We start from the raw sequence: 18,756 nt of genomic DNA on the forward strand, positions 1-18,756 counted from the left end.
TATTATGCCAAAAGTCATAGGATTAACTGGTGGTATTGCTACAGGTAAATCAACTGTATCTGAATTATTAACTATACATGGTTTTAAAATTGTCGACGCTGACGTTGCATCACGAAAGGCAGTAGAAAAAGGAACGACAGGTCTCGCTCAAATTCGTGAGCACTTTGGTGAGGAAGCGATTTTAGAGAATGGTGAGATGGATAGACAATATGTTGGAGAACTTATTTTTAATTATCCTGAAAAGAGATTAGAACTCAATGAAATAGTCCATCCAATCGTCCATGAAATTATGGAACAAGAAAAAGAGGCCTATTTAGAACAAGGATATAATGTAATTATGGATATTCCATTACTTTATGAAAATGAATTGCAGGATACTGTCGATGAAGTTTGGTTGGTATATACATCTGAAAGTATACAAATCGAGCGTTTAATGGAACGTAATGATTTAAGTTTAGAGGATGCTAAAGCGCGTGTCTTAAGTCAAATTTCAATAGATAAAAAGCGTCGAATGGCAGATCATGTAATTGATAATAGAGATACCAAACTTGAATTAAAGCAAAATGTCGAAACATTATTGATTGAAGAGGGTTATATTGATAATGAAATAGAAGATGGACAGTAATTACTTTAGTCATATTAAATAGCATGTATGTAATTGTTATTAACTATAGGTGCTTAAGTTAATCTCTTTAGCAAGTTTAACGAAGATAAAAACACTGATTTATTAAGGCGTTAGCTTCGAAATTTAACGTTTTGAAACGTAGCTAAGTTGTAACGCTTTTAACAATATATGCTAAATAATGAGAGTAACACATTGATACAAATAAAAATAACGTCAATTCCTATGGCATAAGTACATTAAATAGGAATTGACGTTTTTTTATCATTTAGTCTCATAAATTAAGATATATTTTGCATTAATAGCCTAATTATTACAGCATTTCGGGATAATAAAAGCTTTATATTACAGCATAAATAAAAAATTGAAATTTCTAAAAGAAAACGCTTTCTTATTCAAAGTTTTATGTTATACTATTTCCATAAAGTATAACACAAAGATGAGGGGTGCTTTTTAATGGCTACAAATATTGCAATTAACGGTATGGGCAGAATCGGAAGAATGGTATTAAGAATCGCATTAAAAAATAAGGACTTAAATGTGGTTGCAATTAATGCAAGTTACCCTCCGGAAACAATTGCTCACTTGATTAATTACGATACTACACATGGTGCATATGATTTAACTGTGGAACCAGTTGAAAATGGTATCAAAGTTGGTGATCATGAAATAACATTAGTTTCAGATAGAAATCCAGAAAATTTACCTTGGAAATCAATGAACATAGATATCGTAATAGAGGCTACTGGTAAATTTAATCATGGCGACAAAGCAGATGCACATATTAAAGCTGGGGCTAAAAAGGTATTATTAACAGGACCATCTAAAGGTGGAGACGTACAAATGATAGTTAAAGGCGTTAACGATGATCAATTGGATATCGAAACATATGATATCTTTAGTAATGCTTCATGTACTACAAATTGTATTGGTCCAGTTGCAAAGGTATTAAATGATCAGTTTGGTATCGAAAATGGCTTGATGACAACAGTACATGCGATTACAAACGATCAGAACAATATTGATAACCCTCATAAAGATTTGAGACGTGCAAGATCTTGCAATGAGAGTATCATACCAACTTCTACAGGTGCTGCGAAAGCATTAAAAGAAGTGTTGCCAGAATTAGAAGGTAAATTACATGGTATGGCCTTAAGAGTACCTACAAAAAATGTATCTTTAGTAGATTTAGTTGTAGATTTAGAGAAATCTGTTACAGTTGAAGAAGTTAACGAAGCATTCAAAGCACATACATTAGGTGGTGTGATTGATACAGAAGATGCACCATTAGTATCTATGGATTATAATACAAATCCACATTCTGCTATCATTGATACACAAAGTACGATGGTAATGGGTGATAAAAAGGTTAAAGTAATCGCTTGGTATGATAATGAATGGGGTTATTCTAATAGAGTTGTAGAAGTAGCGGCACAAATTGGTTCGTTAATTGCAAATCAGACATCTGCCGTGGTTAATTCTTAATATAAAATATAATAATCAATGTAGAGTAAACTATCTCTAATGAGTTAAAACGTCGATTTCTATTGTTAAAAATAGAGATTGGCGTTTTCTTAATTATGTGAAGTTGTTACTATTTAAGCGTATTTAGTATACCTCGGTCAGGAAAATGATAACACCATGTTGAATTGCAACAATAATATATTAACGTTTGAATCGTATTGTGATAAAATGACTTGCCAAATGAGATGGTCGAAATCATTACGCTTTTTCAATATTATATGGCGCATTTTTATTAGGAACCAAGAAAATGGGTGTAAATTATAAATTTTAATATAATAAAACAACTAAAAGTAAAGTGATTTCAGTTGAAGTGTTGCCATTCTTTTGTGGGACTCATATTTATAGTATAATGAAAATTAATCAAATTGAGAGGGTGATAAGACGATGAAATGCCCGAAATGTAATTCGACGCAATCACGTGTCGTCGACTCTAGACATGCTGATGAAGTTAATGCGATTCGTAGAAGAAGAGAATGTGAAAAGTGTGGGACACGTTTTACAACTTTTGAACATATAGAGAAGAGACCATTAATCGTCGTGAAAAAAGACGGAACAAGGGAACAATTTTTACGTGAGAAAATCTTAAACGGACTTGTGCGATCATGTGAGAAAAGACCTGTACGATATGAACAGTTAGAGGAAATTACAAATAATGTTGAATGGCAATTGCGTGATGCAGGTCAAGCTGAAATTTCTTCGCGAGAAATTGGGGAGTATGTAATGAACTTATTGATGCACGTGGATCAAGTATCTTATGTGAGATTTGCGTCTGTCTATAAAGAGTTTAAAGATGTCGATCAATTATTAGAATCGATGCAAGGTATTTTAGCAGAGAATAAACGGAGTGATTCTTAGATGGGATTACAGGCAAATGATTATGGATTGCGACCGCATGATAACTTTAATGTCATTCGTAATTTTGAAATCAATCACAGACATTTGCAAATACTAAATAGATTATTTACACCACTTATAGGTCCTGAGGCAATTGGTTTATACCATTATTTAAACCAATTTGTTGAGCAGTCAGCCGACACAATTGCTACACATTATATTATTATGAGTGAATTAAAGATTAATTTGCTAGAATTTCGAAAACAAATGGATTTGCTAGAAGGTATTGGGCTAATGAAATCCTTTGTAAAGCATGATGAACAACTTTCTTCATTTGTCTATCAATTGGTGCAACCACCATCTGCTAAACAATTTTTTAATGATCCAATGTTGTCAGTCTATCTTTACAGTGAAGTCAGTAAGCAGCGTTACCATCAATTAAAGCAGTATTTCGAAGCAGAACATACTGTAGCAATGCAACACTATCAAGAGGTCACGCGAACATTTACAGATGTATTTAAAGTACCTAATCATCAAGTTAAAGTGGATACGAGTAAAATTCCGAACGACCAACATTATAATGGCATCGAGCTTTCAGATGTAAAGTTTGATTTTGAGACATTATATGACCTATTGCAGACACATTTTATTAGTAAAAAGATTATCAATAAAGATGCAAAACAGTTAATCACACAGTTAGCTACTTTATATGGTTTGACACCAGAATCGATGAAACGCATTATCTTGAAATCGATTACTAGTGCCCAAGAACTTTCTTTTGAAGAGTTAAGAAAGCATGCTCGAACTTATTATTTAATTGAACATGAACAACAGTTACCTAAATTAAATAAAAAGGGTGACGCAGTTTCAAAATCTGCACCAACTCAACAAAGTGAACCAACTCAACAAAGTGCATCAACGGAAAGTAAACAACAACAATGGTTACAGCAACTAGAAGAAACGAGTCCGATTGACATGTTAGCTTCTTGGTCAGAATCTGAACCAACTGCACAACAAAAGTTTATGATTGAAGATTTAATTGAACGAGAAAAACTATCATTCGGTGTCATTAATGTATTACTTCAATATGTTATGTTAAAAGAAGATATGAAGTTGCCAAAGACTTACATTTTAGAAATAGCGTCCAATTGGAAGAAAAAAGGAATTAAGACTGCAGAGCAAGCATATCAACAAGCGATGAAAGTGAATAAGGCACAATCTGAACCACGTAATCATGCTCCAAAGTATAAACAACGTCAATTAGCGTCAAGAGAAATGACGCCAAAATGGTTATTAGAAGCTAAGGATCAGGATGATCATCCTGCAACTGCAAACAATGAACCAGAAGAAGATGAAAAATTAAAGGCTGATAGAGAAGCCTTTCTTAAACATTTGAAACAACAATGGAAGGAGGAATAAGCTATGAAGTCTTTTAGTAATATAATGGGCGACTCTAATGATTTATCAAAGCGCATTGCTAAAATTAAAAAAGATGTAATAAATGATCCTGATGTAAAAGCTTTTTTAGAGTCAAATCAGAAGAATCTAACTAATGCTATGATTGATGAAGATTTAAATATTTTGCAAGAATATAAAGATCAACAAAAACATTATGATGGCCATGCATTTGAACAATGTCCGAACTTTGTAAAGGGGCATGTACCAGAGTTATATATTGAACATGGACATATAAAAATTAAATATTTGCCATGTCCATGTAAAATAAAGCATGATGAAGAACGATTCAACTCCCATCTAATTACTTCGCACCATATGCAACGCGATACTTTAAATGCTAAATTAGAAGATATTTATATGGATAAACGTGATAGATTGGACGTAGCTATGGCGGTAAATAAAGTGTGTGAACAAATCACCAATAAAGAGACGGGTGTTAAAGGACTTTATTTATATGGGCCATTTGGTACAGGCAAGTCATTTATAATGGGAGCAATCGCCAATCAGTTAAAGACTAAAAAAATTCCTTCAACTATCGTATACTTACCAGAATTCATTCGAACATTAAAGGGTGGATTTAAAGATGGTTCATTTGAAACTAAGTTATCACGTGTAAGAGAAGCGAATATCTTAATATTAGATGATATCGGTGCTGAGGAAATTACGCCGTGGGCACGTGATGAAGTGATTGGCCCATTGTTACATTATCGTATGGTACAAGAACTACCTACATTCTTCACATCTAACCTGAGCTTCAAAGAATTGGAACATCATCTTTCTGTGACCCGTGATGGTACAGAGCAAACTAAGGCGGCTAGAATATTAGAGCGTATTAAAGCATTGGCTACACCATACTATCTTGAAGGAAAAAATTATAGGAACGATTGAAATATTGAATAATTGTTGTATAATATAGATAAATCTAAATCAATATGAAATTGTCAAAGACATGATGGACCAGTGAATACTTTACAGAGAGCCAAGTGAGATGAGATTTTGGTAAGTATACTTGTTCATTACTACTTTGTAAATGGTGTGCTAAATCACATCCGGCTCAAGACCGTTATCTTAAGTAGAGTAGGCAAAGTTAACTTTAAGTTAGACGATGTCTTATTTTAGGGTGGTACCACGATGACCTCGTCCCTTTTGGGATGGGGTCTTTTTGTTTTTTTAGTAGTGTGTTTGACAGTTCATTATTGATGATAGTACATATGAAAAATAGGAGGGTAATTATGGAGCAAATTAATATAACATTTCCAGATGGCAATTCGAAGGTGTTTGATAAAGGCACAACAACTGAAGATATAGCACAATCTATTAGCCCTGGTTTACGTAAAAAAGCTGTTGCAGGTAAATTAAATGGACAATTGATTGATTTAACACGTCCAATTGAAACTGATGGGGAAATTGAAATCGTAACACCAGGTAGTGAAGAAGCATTAGAAGTGTTACGTCATTCGACAGCACATTTAATGGCACAAGCTTTAAAACGTCTGTATGGAGATGTTTGCTTTGGTGTAGGTCCAGTGATTGAGGGTGGATTCTACTATGACTTCGATATGGAAGAAAGTATATCATCTGATGACTTTGAAAAAATTGAAAAGACAATGAAACAAATAGTCAATGAAAATTATCCAATAGAACGTAAAGTGGTAACTAGAAATGAAGCAAAAGCATTCTTTAGTGATGACCCTTATAAACAAGAATTGATTGATGCAATACCTGAAGATGAAAATGTAACATTATACTCTCAAGGTGAATTTACAGATCTTTGTCGAGGTGTACATGTTCCAACTACTGCGAAAATAAAAGAGTTTAAACTATTATCTACAGCTGGTGCATATTGGCGTGGTGATAGCAATAATAAAATGCTACAACGTATTTATGGTACTGCGTTCTTTGACAAAAAGGATTTAAAAGCACATTTACAAATGCTTGAAGAAAGAAAAGAACGTGATCACCGTAAAATTGGTAAGGAGTTAGAATTATTCTCTAATAACCAACTTGTTGGTGCGGGTCTACCTTTATGGTTGCCTAACGGTGCTACAATTCGCCGTGAAATCGAACGTTATATTGTCGATAAAGAGGTGAGCATGGGATATGATCACGTGTATACACCAGTTATGGCAAATGTTGATTTATATAAAACATCTGGTCACTGGGATCACTATCAAGATGATATGTTCCCAACAATGAAATTAGACGAAAATGAAGAAATGGTACTACGCCCTATGAACTGCCCGCATCATATGATGATCTATGCGAATAAACCACATTCATACCGTGAGTTGCCAATTCGTATTGCAGAGTTAGGTACAATGCATCGTTATGAAGCAAGTGGGGCAGTATCAGGATTGCAACGTGTTCGTGGTATGACTTTAAATGATGCGCATATTTTCGTACGTCCAGATCAAATTAAAGAAGAATTCAAACGCGTTGTTAATCTTATAATTGATGTTTATAATGATTTTGGTTTTGAAAATTATTCATTCCGATTAAGTTACCGCGATCCTGAAGATAAAGAAAAATACTTCGATAATGATGATATGTGGAACAAAGCTGAAAGCATGTTAAAAGAAGCGGCTGATGAATTAGAATTGGATTATGAAGAAGCAATCGGTGAAGCGGCGTTCTATGGTCCGAAATTAGACGTTCAAGTTCAAACTGCAATGGGTAAAGAAGAAACATTATCTACTGCACAACTCGATTTCTTATTACCTCAAAAATTCGATTTAACATATATCGGAAATGATGGTGAACAACATCGCCCAGTAGTTATACACCGAGGCGTAGTGTCAACAATGGAACGATTTGTTGCATTCTTGACTGAAGAAACTAAGGGTGCATATCCTACTTGGTTAGCACCTAAACAAGTAGCTATTATTCCAGTTAATGTTGATTTACATTATGATTATGCACGTCATATTCAAGATGAGTTGAAATCACAAGGCGTACGTGTAGACATTGATGATCGTAATGAAAAAATGGGCTATAAAATAAGAGAAGCTCAAATGCAAAAAATTCCTTATCAACTTGTTGTTGGTGATAAAGAAGTTGAAAACAATGAAGTAAATGTAAGGAAATATGGTTCTCAAGATCAAGAAACACTTGAAAAAGATGAATTCATTTGGAATCTTGTAGATGAGATTCGTTTGAAAAAACAAAGATAGTCTTGAAAGTCTTTACAAAATAATGTATATTACAAGTTAGTGAAATAAATAAAATTCATAAAATTTGAGTTAGAGGTTGCGTTTTTAATAAGTAAGCATTTTGATGTCGAATGGGGCATATGACGAATGTTGAAAGGTAAAATCGCCGAAACAGACTTTATCCATTTATACTGTTTGTTGGGTCAGTTATCGAAAGAGACTGAACTGTCACATATGTGATGTGCTACCTATATACATGCTATTATTAAATTGGTTGCATATCTATTAGGTATGCAACCTTTTTTTAGGCGTAAAACTATAAAGCATATGCTTCGGGAAAGAGCAAAATTATAGTGACTACTGATGTGAATAATCATAAGCTGTCAGTATGAGACAAACTATAAAGACACTGGCTAAAACATATAGAAAGTTAACCTCTAAGTTTACAAAGAAAGGAAGCTTCTATGGCAAAACAAAATAATCAGAATGATGGTATACAAAGGGGACTTAAAGACCGTCATATTTCAATGATCGCAATTGGAGGTTGTATCGGAACTGGGTTATTTATGACTTCAGGTGGTGCAATCCATGACGCTGGAGCTCTAGGTGCATTGCTCGCCTACGCTATAATCGGTGCTATGGTATTCTTCTTAATGACATCACTAGGTGAAATGGCTACTTATTTACCGGTATCTGGTTCATTTAGTACATATGCAACAAGATTTGTAGATCCTTCATTAGGATTTGCATTAGGATGGAACTATTGGTTTAACTGGGTAATAACAGTAGCGGCAGATGTTACAATAGCTGCACAAGTTATACAATATTGGAGTCCTTTAGCAGGCATTCCAGCGTGGTTGTGGAGTTGTTTATTCTTAATAATTATCTTTGGTTTAAATGCTTTATCAGTTCGAGTTTATGGAGAAAGTGAATATTGGTTTGCTTTGATTAAAGTCGTAACAGTTATTATCTTTATTGCGATTGGATTGTTAACGATTGTAGGTATCATGGGTGGCGAATTTGTTGGCTTTGATACATTTACAAAAGGAAATGGACCAATCTTAGGTGATGGTATTGGTGGAAGCTTATTATCTATATTAGGTGTATTCTTAGTTGCCGGATTCTCATTCCAAGGAACAGAATTGATTGGTATTACTGCAGGTGAATCTGAAAATCCAGAGCGTGCAGTACCTAAAGCGATAAAACAAGTATTCTGGAGAATATTATTATTTTACATCTTAGCGATATTTGTTATCGGTATGTTAATTCCATATGATAGCTCTGCGTTAATGGGTGGAGATGATAGTGTAGCTACATCACCATTTACATTAGTCTTTAAAAATGCTGGTTTAGCATTTGCAGCGTCATTTATGAATGCTGTCATCCTTACCTCAGTATTATCTGCAGGTAATTCTGGAATGTATGCATCAACACGTATGTTATATTCAATGAGTAAAGATAAACTAGCCTTTCCAATTTTTGGTAAAACTAACAAATACGGTGTACCGTATATTTCATTATTCGTAACTGCATTAATTGTAATCGGTATTTTCTTATTACAACATGTAAGTGGAGATGCTTATCAATATATCGTTGCAGCTAGTGGTATGACCGGTTTTATTGCATGGGTAGGTATTGCGATAAGCCACTATAGATTTAGAAAGGCATTTAACAAGCAAAATTATGATAAATCTAAGCTTAAATATACTGCTAAACTATTCCCATTTGGACCTATTTTTGCCGGTATATTATGTGTGATTGTTATCATTGGTCAAGACGTTGATTTCATCAAAACAGGTGACTTTGATTTAAATCGCTTTGTCATTACTTATATGGGAATACCAGTATTCTTAGTGTTCTTTATCTATCATAAATTACGCTATAAAACGAAGAAGATTCCTTTAGAACAAGTTGACTTACGTCAAGATGTAAAAATGGATGAAATAAAATAATTTAATAAAACTGTTGACTTAGCCAATTAATGTTGATATGATAGGTAACGTTGAATACGAAACGAACCAAGAAGAAGCTCCCGCTTCTCACCTGTAGCGACGCTAATTGCAGTTGGCAGGTCTATATATACATGGATTGTCATGTGTAGAGAAGAGCGGGTATGTTATGTACTCGCTCTTTTTGCTTGGGATAATTTCGTAAAAATCTTGGAGGTGTCAACCATAGCAAAAGATCAAACTCAAGTTAACGAAAAGATTCGCGCAAAAGAATTACGTTTAATTGGCCAAGATGGAGAACAAATTGGCGTTAAAACGAAAAACGAAGCCCTTGAAATGGCTGATCGTGTTGGTTTAGATGTAGTCTTAATGGCTCCAAACGCTAAACCACCTGTTGCTAGAATTATGGATTACGGTAAGTATAAATTCGAACAACAGAAAAAAGAAAAAGAAATGAAGAAGAAACAAAAAACAATTAATCTTAAAGAAATTCGTTTGAGTCCAACAATTGAGGAACATGATTTCCAAACAAAATTGAAAAATGGTCGCAAATTTTTATCTAAAGGCGATAAATGTAAAGTTTCAATTCGTTTCAGAGGTCGTGCGATTACGCACAAAGAAATTGGTCAACGTGTTTTAGAGAAATTTGCAGATGAATGTAAAGATATCGCAACAGTTGAACAAAGACCAAAAATGGACGGGCGTCAAATGTTTATTACGCTTAGCCCATTAAACGAAAAATAATAAAGATATTACAGGAGGAAATGAATCATGCCTAAAATGAAAACACACCGTGGAGCAGCTAAACGTGTTAAAAGAACTGGTTCAGGTAAATTAAAACGTTCAAGAGCTTTCACATCTCACTTATTCGCAAACAAATCTACTAAGCAAAAACGTAAATTACGTAAAGCTTCATTAGTACACAAATCAGACATGAAACGTGTAAAACAATTATTATCTTATAAAAAATAATTGACGCAAAAAGTCAGAAGAACATATTAAGTACGAAGATATTTAGAGGAGGAATTTATTATGCCACGAGTTAAAGGTGGAACAGTAACAAGAGCTCGTCGTAAAAAGACGATTAAATTAGCTAAAGGTTACTTCGGTGCAAAACGCACATTATATAAAGTAGCAAAACAACAAGTAATGAAATCAGGTCAATATTCATTCCGTGACCGTCGTCAAAGAAAACGTGATTTCCGTAAATTATGGATTACTCGTATCAATGCGGCTGCACGTCAACATGACATGAGCTATTCAAGATTAATGAATGGTTTGAAAAAAGCTGAAATCGATGTTAACCGTAAAATGCTTTCTGAAATTGCTATTTCAGATGAAAAAGCTTTCGGTGAATTAGTAGCTAAAGCTAAAGAAGCTTTAAAATAATATTTCAAAATAAAGAGATGTACACCTTTGTACATCTCTTTATTTTATATTTATACTTAAAAGATGGTACATATATGTTGTGTTTAATAAACATTTTGATATATAGCGTTATCATTTGATAAAATGGCTGTAAAGTCAGATTCAAAGGAGTAAATTATGTCTAAGTTTGATGAAATGATAACAGTAGTACCAAGATCTACATTATTTAATGAAGAAAAAAATAAATTTAATGGTTTCTTGGATAAAAATTCAGTGAAAGGTCAAGAAATATTTGATACTTTGACTAAATATGAAGTGAAACGTCGCGGAGATATGGAGGAGGACCCTACATATAAACAACTCATTTCATATTGTATTTTGGAAAATGAGCGTGATGAAATTTTAGTTTACGAACGTTTGTCAGGTGGCGGTGAAGCTAGATTACACGGACAATCATCGATTGGTGTTGGTGGCCATATGAATGATGTTAAAGGTGCAGACTCAATTAATGAAGTGTTAAGAGTTAACGCACAAAGAGAACTAGAAGAAGAAGTTGGATTATCTGCTCAAAAATCTCAAAACTTAGCCTACATTGGCTTTATTAATGATGATACTAATGAAGTTGGAGAAGTACATATGGGCGTTGTGTTTAAAATTAATGTCAATAGTAGTGATGTTGAGGCAAAAGAGACCGATACTTTAAGAATAAAGTGGATGGATCAAGCAAAAATTGACAATTATGATGATTTTGAAACATGGAGTGCTTTAATATTACAAGCATTAAAGTAGAGGTGTATGGCTATGTCTGATATTATCCCTTTTCCGCAATCACAAAAAAAGTTAACACGAGACATCAAAGAATCTTTACACAATGGTCATTTCGATCATGCGTATGAATTGTTTGAGGATTATGAAAGACAATTTGAACTTGATGACGCTTTGGCATTATTGAAATGTTCCATGCTATATCAAATGAAACATTATTTAGAATTACGTGAAGAGGCTATCATTTTATTAAAGCAAGGCATAACAAAGTACGATGAATTAATGGTCTATTATATTAAAAGTTTAAGTGGTTTAGGACAATATTTTGAAGTGGTCGAAGTCATTGACCAAATTATTGATGAGGTCAATGATCATAGAACACGTATGGAGTTGTACCCTTTAAAGGAATATGCTCTCAGTCAACTAGAACAACATAATGAACGTGCGTCACAACAACTACAACAATTTGACGTATTGTCTTTGAGAGAACAGGTCAATACAGTGTTAACTTTAATAGATCATAATCAATATAATTATAAAAAAACGGTGGCAAATCTTATAGAAGCGTTACCGTTAGCACCTAATGTGATAAGCATTATGCTTGAATATTTACGTTTTGCAAGTTACAGTGAGCCAGTACAAATTAAGAAGTACGGGTTTGATTTATTACCGATTCCTAAAGATTTAGCAGGACTGGACCATACAGACATAAAGATACAAGTTATACCAGAAGTGCTCAATCGTTTAGAAGATGACGCTGCACAAATAACAGATGAAGCACATCACTTAATGAATAATCATGCGATTTTATTATACCCACTTGATATTCTTGAGTTTGCACCACTAGCAGTTTGGATAGAAGCATATGTAAACTATTTCAAATCGATGTTGGGGCTAGAGGAAATAGATGAATCAAACGAAGTTACCAAATTACTTGTATCCATCGATATACAGGAATAATTTAATTAAGTTTGTGTAATTTGGGTAAGTAAATATGGTAGTATTAAAAAATCGAATTAATTAAAATTTCAACATGCCAATTGTTTTGTATGTTCCGTGTTTGTGTAGAACATTGACGTATGCTATAATAATGGAGTTGAAAAAATAAAATAGGATAATCATGGAGGTTTTTATACATGACAGCAACTTGGGAAAAAAAGGAAGGTAACGAAGGTGTATTATCCGTTACAGTTCCAGCAGAAAAAGTAGACAATGCAATTGATAAGGCTTTTAAAAAAGTAGTTAAACAAATTAATGTACCTGGTTTCCGTAAAGGTAAAGTACCACGTCCAATCTTTGAACAACGCTTTGGCGTAGAAGCATTATATCAAGATGCAGTTGATATCTTATTACCAGAAGCTTACGGTGAAGCAATTGATGAAACTGGCATTAAACCAGTTGATCAACCTGAAATCAATGTTACTTCAATTGAAAAAGGTAAAGACATGACTTTCGAAGCTACTGTAGTAGTTGAGCCTGAAGTACAATTAGGTGACTACAAAGGATTAGAAATCGAAAAACAAAGTTCTGAATTAACAGACGAAGAAGTTCAAGAGTCTATCGATCACCAATTAGGCCACTTAGCTGAAATGGTCGTTAAAGAAGATGGTGCTGTTGAAGAAGGCGATACAGTAAACATCGACTTTGATGGTTATGTTGACGGTGAACAATTCGAAGGTGGACAAGCTGACGGTTACGATTTAGAAATCGGTTCAGGTTCATTTATCCCAGGATTCGAAGAACAATTAGTAGGTGTTAAAGCTGGTGAAGAGAAAGATGTAAACGTTACTTTCCCAGAAGAATATCACGCTGAAGAATTAGCTGGTAAAGAAGCTACATTCAAAACTAAAGTAAATGAAATTAAATTTAAAGATGTTCCAGAATTGACTGATGAAATTGCTAATGAGTTAGATGCTGAAGCGAACACAGTTGACGAGTACAAAGAAAATTTACGTAAACGTTTAGCTGAACAAAAAGCAACTGAAGCAGAAAATGCTCAAAAAGAAGAAGCGATTAACAAAGCTTCAAACAATGCAACAATCGATATTCCAGAAGCGATGATTAATACAGAATTAGATCGCATGGTTCAAGAATTTGGTCAACGTATGCAACAACAAGGTTTAAATCTTGAAACATACTTCCAAATCTCTGGTCAAGATGAATCACAATTAAGAGAACAAATGAAAGACGATGCTGAAGAGCGCGTTAAGACAAACTTAACATTAACAGCAATCGCTGATGCAGAAGAGGTTGAAGTAACTGATGCTGACATCGATAAAGAATTAGAAAAAATGAGTGAACAATTTAATATCTCAGTAGAAGATATTAAACAAACACTTGGTAGCACAGACATCGTTAAGAATGACGTGCGTATCCAAAAAGTTATCGATTTATTAGTTGATGAAGCAAAGTTAGTAGAACCATCTAAAGATGACACTGAAGCATAACTAAATATAAACTAAGCAAATTGTTTTGTGAATTATATGTTAGTTGTTTAATATAGTAATCCAGTAGCAGATGCATTCATTAATGTATCTGCTACAGTACTTTATGCAAAAAACTTGGAATTGTATAAGTTGCATATTAAAATACTATTTAGTATAGTCTTTAGGGAATAGGGGTGTAAATAGAATGTTTAAATTCAATGAAGGTGAAGAGAATTTAAAATGCTCTTTCTGTGGTAAAGATCAAGATCAAGTGAAAAAATTAGTCGCAGGAAGTGGCGTATATATATGTAATGAATGTATCGAGCTATGTTCTGAAATTGTAGAAGAAGAATTAGCTCAAGCTGAACCAGAAGGTTTAACTGAATTGCCAACACCTAAAGAAATTATGGATCAATTAAACGATTATGTTATTGGTCAAGAAAAGGCTAAGAAATCATTAGCAGTTGCAGTATATAATCATTACAAACGTATTCAACAGTTAGGTCCGAAAGATGATGAAGTTGAATTACAAAAGAGTAACGTTGCATTAATTGGACCTACTGGTAGTGGTAAAACGTTATTAGCACAAACGTTAGCTAAAACTTTAAATGTACCATTTGCTATTGCAGATGCTACAAGTCTGACTGAAGCAGGTTATGTTGGTGACGATGTTGAGAACATCTTACTACGATTAATACAAGCAGCGGACTTTGATGTAGATAAAGCTGAAAAAGGTATTATTTATGTCGATGAAATTGATAAAATAGCTAGAAAATCAGAAAACACATCTATTACTAGAGATGTTTCTGGTGAAGGTGTACAACAAGCATTGCTTAAAATCTTGGAAGGAACAACTGCTAGCGTTCCGCCACAAGGTGGACGTAAACATCCTAACCAAGAATTGATTCAAATTGATACGACGAATATTTTATTCGTACTTGGTGGCGCTTTTGATGGAATCGATGAAGTAATCAAACGTAGATTAGGCGAAAAGGTCATTGGTTTCTCAAGTAGTGAGGCATCTAAATACGATGAAGATGCAATTTTAGAACAAATTAGACCAGAAGACTTACAATCATATGGTCTAATACCAGAATTTATTGGTCGTGTGCCAATTGTGGCTAACTTAGAAACATTAGATGTAGATGCGTTAAATAATATTTTAACGCAACCTAAGAATGCATTAGTTAAACAATATACGAAGATGTTAGAATTAGATGATGTTGAGTTAGAATTTACTGAAGCAGCTCTAGCAGCAATCAGTAAGAAAGCAATTGAACGTAAGACTGGTGCTCGTGGTTTACGTTCTATTATCGAAGAAGCATTAATTGATATTATGTATGATGTACCTTCATCTGAAGGCGTTGCTAAGGTTGTAATCACTGATGAAACAATCACTGAAGAAAAAGAACCTGAGCTATATGATAAAGATGGTAATCTTATTAATAAAGAACAAACATCAGCTTAAATAGTGTTTATGTAAAGTCCTAAGTTGTTATCATATCAACTTAGGACTTTTTTTGTTTTATTGATTTGAAAGTCATTTGTATATATCGTGTTGCAAATTTAAAATTATTTTTAAGCTACAAATTACAAGGCCAGTAAATAGTCGTATTCATATAAGCAAAACTGTAATATAATAGAACAGTCAAATTAGTAGAAAAGAGGGTCGACAAAAATGAAGATAAATCCTAATGAAATAGAATTATTAATCAGCGCAGTAAAACCTGAACAATATCCAGAAACGGGTCTTACAGAAGTGGCGTTAAGTGGAAGATCTAACGTTGGTAAATCTACATTTATTAACAGTATGATAGGTAGAAAAAATATGGCACGTACCTCCCAACAACCTGGAAAAACTCAAACTTTAAATTTTTATAATATCGATAATCAACTTGTATTCGTCGATGTACCAGGATACGGTTATGCCAAAGTGAGCAAGAAACAACGTGAAGCATTTGGTAAAATGATTGAACGCTATATTTCAGAAAGAGAATCTTTAAAGTTGGTCATACAACTTGTTGATTTAAGACATAACCCAACTGAAGATGATATCTTAATGTATAATTATCTTAAATATTATGAATTACCGACATTAATCGTTGCGACAAAGGAAGATAAAATTCCAAAGGGTAAAGTACAAAAACATTTAGCAAATATACAGCAAAAGTTAGAAATGGAACCAGAAGACGATATAATTAGTTATTCATCTGTGAAAAATAATAAGCAACAACAAATTTGGGATAAGATAGCACGTTATTTATAATCATTTAAAACTGTAATCAATTTAGATACGAAATTGTCTAATTTCGACTAAATTATGACAACAATTTGAATGTAAATTATAATTCTTCTAATTTAGTTAAGCAACATGCTTAACTACAGCAATAATTGTGTTATAATTTAGTTATTGTAATATGTATGGAGGGCGTTATAAATGCATTTAATTGCGGTAAGCATTAATCATCGTACAGCAGATGTAGCACTTAGAGAAAAAGTTGCTTTCAAAGATGATGCCATACGTTCAGCCAATGTTGATTTATTTGAGACAAAATCTATTTTAGAGAATGTTATTTTATCAACATGTAATCGTACAGAAGTATATGCAGTCGTAGATCAAATTCATACGGGTCGTTACTATATTCAACGCTTTTTAGCACGATCATTTGGATTTGATGTCGAAGAAATAAAGGAAATGACAGAAGTAAACGTGGGGGACGAAGCAGTAAATCATTTATTGCATGTCACTTCTGGTCTAGATTCTATTGTACTTGGTGAGACTCAAATTCTAGGACAAATAAGAGATGCATTCTTTATTGCCCAAGATGAAGAAACAACAGGTACGATTTTTAATCATCTTTTTAAACAAGCTATTACTTTTGCGAAAAAAGCACATAACGAAACTGATATAGCAGATAATGCAGTAAGTGTTTCTTATGCAGCAGTTGAACTTAGTAAGAAAGTATTTGGCAAAATCAACAATAAGCAAGCTTTAATCATTGGTGCAGGGGAAATGAGTGAGTTATCACTTCTAAATTTAATTGGTTCAGGAGTTACTGATATTACGATTGTGAATAGAACACTAAGTAAAGCACAAGATCTTGCAACGAAACATAATGTAAACTTTGAACCAATGTCATCATTACCAAAACTTTTAGCTAAAGTTGATATCGTTATTAGTTCTACTAGCTCTGAGAATTATATCATCACAAATGAAATGATACAGTCTATTGCGAATGAACGAAAAACTGACTCTTTAGTACTTATCGATATCGCAGTACCAAGAGACATTGAGCCAAACATAGATGCCATTCAAAGTATCTTTAATTATGATGTTGATGATTTGAAAGGATTAGTAGATGCTAATTTAAGAGAACGTCAAGATGCAGCTAACGAGATAATGCAACGTATACCATCTGAAATAGCTGCTCATAATGAATGGGTTAATATGTTAGGTGTTGTACCAGTTATTAGAGCTTTACGTGAGAAAGCAATGAATATTCAAGCTGAAACCATGGAAAGTATAGATAGAAAGTTACCAGGTCTTTCAGAGAGAGAACGTAAAGTCATCTCGAAGCATACAAAAAGCATCATCAATCAAATGTTAAAGGATCCAATTAAACAAGCTAAAGAATTGAGTAGTGATAGAAAAGGCAACGAAAAATTAGAGCTGTTTCAAAACATTTTTGACATAGAAGCTGAGGCTGGTTACGAACCACGTAAGAAAAAGAGTGAAGTGACTAATAGTCAAATTCTAAGTTTTGAATAAGCATATTCAAATGGTGATGATATGCAAGAAACTTTATTTATTAGGTTAAATGAACTTATATTAGTATTTTATTTAATCAGTATTGCTTGTTATTTTATCGACTTTGTTAAGAAACATTACATCGTAAGTAAAGTGGGGTTCGTTACTTTGGGGATTGTTTGGGTATTACAGACAATCTCTTTATCTTTTTATATAAACGCAACCCAACATGTCCCGTTAAATAATATTTTTGATGTGTTATTTGCACTTGCTTGGTTAATCATTTCTATATCTATTGTCATCAGTGTGATAAAGCAAATTAATATATCGATTTTCTTATTTAATTTAATAGGATTTGTATTTATTGCAGTAAATACGTTCCAACCTATGCACTATCAAAGTTCAATTGGTCAAACGACTGTGATTAATGAACTGTTAGTCGTGCACATTGCATTGGCAACGATGAGTTATGCACTTTTTGCCTTTGCTTTTGTAAACTGTATTTTATATTTCATTCAATATAAAAATTTAAAGCAAAAGCGTTTTAACCAAAAGTATTTTAGAATAGCGAGTGTAGCAACTTTAGAACAAGTTGTTTTTTATAGTACATTAATAGGATTTTCGCTTATTATTTTAAGTATCATTTTAGGTGCACAATGGGGCTTTAACACGCTTGGTGTAAAGATATTAATTGATCCAAAGGTATTTTTATCTACGATTATAACCTTATTATATGGTGTTTATTTACTTTTTAGGGTAAGAAAAAAGATAGAGTCAATTAAACTCATTTACTTTAATGCAATATTATTCTGTCTAAGTATGATTAATTTATTTTTTGCTTCACATTTTTCAAGTATACATTAAATATCGAATTATATAAGCTATTCATGATTTAATGACATACAGTCATTGA

The 18,756-nt window shown here is 33.2% G+C and carries 17 protein-coding genes, 1 riboswitch and 1 other annotated feature; all 17 genes read left to right on the forward strand.

The genetic code is table 11. From position 1 onward, the window contains the following. Positions 1–4 precede the first annotated feature (4 nt). The 17 genes from coaE to JN168_RS05890 all read left to right on the forward strand — a co-directional run bounded on the left by coaE (position 5) and on the right by JN168_RS05890 (position 18,707). Positions 5–625, forward strand: coding sequence for a dephospho-CoA kinase (coaE, locus tag JN168_RS05810; protein WP_042738451.1), 621 nt, complete (start codon positions 5–7; stop codon positions 623–625). 453 nt (positions 626–1,078) lie between these two features. Beyond that, entirely contained in the window at positions 1,079–2,107 is a 1,029-nt protein-coding gene (gap, locus tag JN168_RS05815; RefSeq protein ID WP_279526231.1) for a type I glyceraldehyde-3-phosphate dehydrogenase, read from the forward strand. Positions 2,108–2,530: 423 nt separating this feature from the next. Then, entirely contained in the window at positions 2,531–3,001 is a 471-nt protein-coding gene (gene nrdR, locus JN168_RS05820; RefSeq protein ID WP_042738453.1) for a transcriptional regulator NrdR, read from the forward strand. Further along, positions 3,002–4,399, forward strand: coding sequence for a replicative helicase loading/DNA remodeling protein DnaB (locus tag JN168_RS05825; RefSeq protein ID WP_229367275.1), 1,398 nt, complete (start codon positions 3,002–3,004; stop codon positions 4,397–4,399). Between the two features lie 3 nt (positions 4,400–4,402). Next, on the forward strand, positions 4,403–5,326 hold the full coding sequence (gene dnaI / locus JN168_RS05830; RefSeq protein WP_042738455.1) for a primosomal protein DnaI: 924 nt from the start codon (positions 4,403–4,405) through the stop codon (positions 5,324–5,326). A 344-nt stretch (positions 5,327–5,670) separates the two neighbouring features. Further along, positions 5,671–7,608 (forward strand): threonine--tRNA ligase, encoded by a 1,938-nt coding sequence (thrS, locus tag JN168_RS05835; protein ID WP_279526232.1) that lies wholly within the window; start codon positions 5,671–5,673, stop codon positions 7,606–7,608. Between the two features lie 62 nt (positions 7,609–7,670). After that, positions 7,671–7,842: riboswitch (Lysine riboswitch) on the forward strand. 209 nt (positions 7,843–8,051) lie between these two features. After that, positions 8,052–9,539: an amino acid permease gene (locus JN168_RS05840; protein WP_042738457.1), complete on the forward strand. Its 1,488-nt coding sequence runs from the start codon at positions 8,052–8,054 to the stop codon at positions 9,537–9,539. A gap of 62 nt (positions 9,540–9,601) precedes the next feature. After that, positions 9,602–9,729, forward strand: a sequence feature (ribosomal protein L20 leader region). A 23-nt stretch (positions 9,730–9,752) separates the two neighbouring features. Further along, complete coding sequence (infC, locus tag JN168_RS05845) at positions 9,753–10,280, forward strand: translation initiation factor IF-3 (RefSeq protein WP_042739018.1); 528 nt, start codon at positions 9,753–9,755, stop codon at positions 10,278–10,280. A gap of 27 nt (positions 10,281–10,307) precedes the next feature. Continuing rightward, positions 10,308–10,508 (forward strand): 50S ribosomal protein L35, encoded by a 201-nt coding sequence (gene rpmI, locus JN168_RS05850; protein ID WP_042738458.1) that lies wholly within the window; start codon positions 10,308–10,310, stop codon positions 10,506–10,508. 60 nt (positions 10,509–10,568) lie between these two features. Continuing rightward, positions 10,569–10,925 (forward strand): 50S ribosomal protein L20, encoded by a 357-nt coding sequence (gene rplT, locus JN168_RS05855; protein WP_042738459.1) that lies wholly within the window; start codon positions 10,569–10,571, stop codon positions 10,923–10,925. Between the two features lie 156 nt (positions 10,926–11,081). Then, positions 11,082–11,693, forward strand: a complete 612-nt coding sequence (locus tag JN168_RS05860; protein ID WP_042738460.1) for an NUDIX domain-containing protein — start codon at positions 11,082–11,084, stop codon at positions 11,691–11,693. A 12-nt stretch (positions 11,694–11,705) separates the two neighbouring features. Further along, positions 11,706–12,629 carry a hypothetical protein gene (locus JN168_RS05865; protein WP_107511967.1) on the forward strand — a complete coding sequence of 308 codons (924 nt, stop codon included), beginning with the start codon at positions 11,706–11,708 and terminating at the stop codon, positions 12,627–12,629. A 176-nt stretch (positions 12,630–12,805) separates the two neighbouring features. After that, complete coding sequence (tig, locus tag JN168_RS05870) at positions 12,806–14,116, forward strand: trigger factor (protein ID WP_229367274.1); 1,311 nt, start codon at positions 12,806–12,808, stop codon at positions 14,114–14,116. A 184-nt stretch (positions 14,117–14,300) separates the two neighbouring features. After that, on the forward strand, positions 14,301–15,563 hold the full coding sequence (gene clpX, locus JN168_RS05875; RefSeq protein ID WP_042738463.1) for an ATP-dependent Clp protease ATP-binding subunit ClpX: 1,263 nt from the start codon (positions 14,301–14,303) through the stop codon (positions 15,561–15,563). Between the two features lie 210 nt (positions 15,564–15,773). Continuing rightward, on the forward strand, positions 15,774–16,361 hold the full coding sequence (gene yihA, locus JN168_RS05880) for a ribosome biogenesis GTP-binding protein YihA/YsxC (RefSeq protein ID WP_232138591.1): 588 nt from the start codon (positions 15,774–15,776) through the stop codon (positions 16,359–16,361). Between the two features lie 171 nt (positions 16,362–16,532). Next, the gene (hemA, locus tag JN168_RS05885; RefSeq protein WP_042738465.1) at positions 16,533–17,864 is read left to right on the forward strand and encodes a glutamyl-tRNA reductase; all 1,332 of its coding nucleotides are present in this window, start codon (positions 16,533–16,535) and stop codon (positions 17,862–17,864) included. Between the two features lie 21 nt (positions 17,865–17,885). Next, positions 17,886–18,707, forward strand: coding sequence for a cytochrome C assembly family protein (locus JN168_RS05890; RefSeq protein WP_042738466.1), 822 nt, complete (start codon positions 17,886–17,888; stop codon positions 18,705–18,707). Positions 18,708–18,756: the final 49 nt, after the last annotated feature.

This window comes from Staphylococcus gallinarum (genome assembly GCF_029774255.1).
Taxonomy (GTDB): Bacteria; Bacillota; Bacilli; order Staphylococcales; family Staphylococcaceae; genus Staphylococcus; species Staphylococcus gallinarum.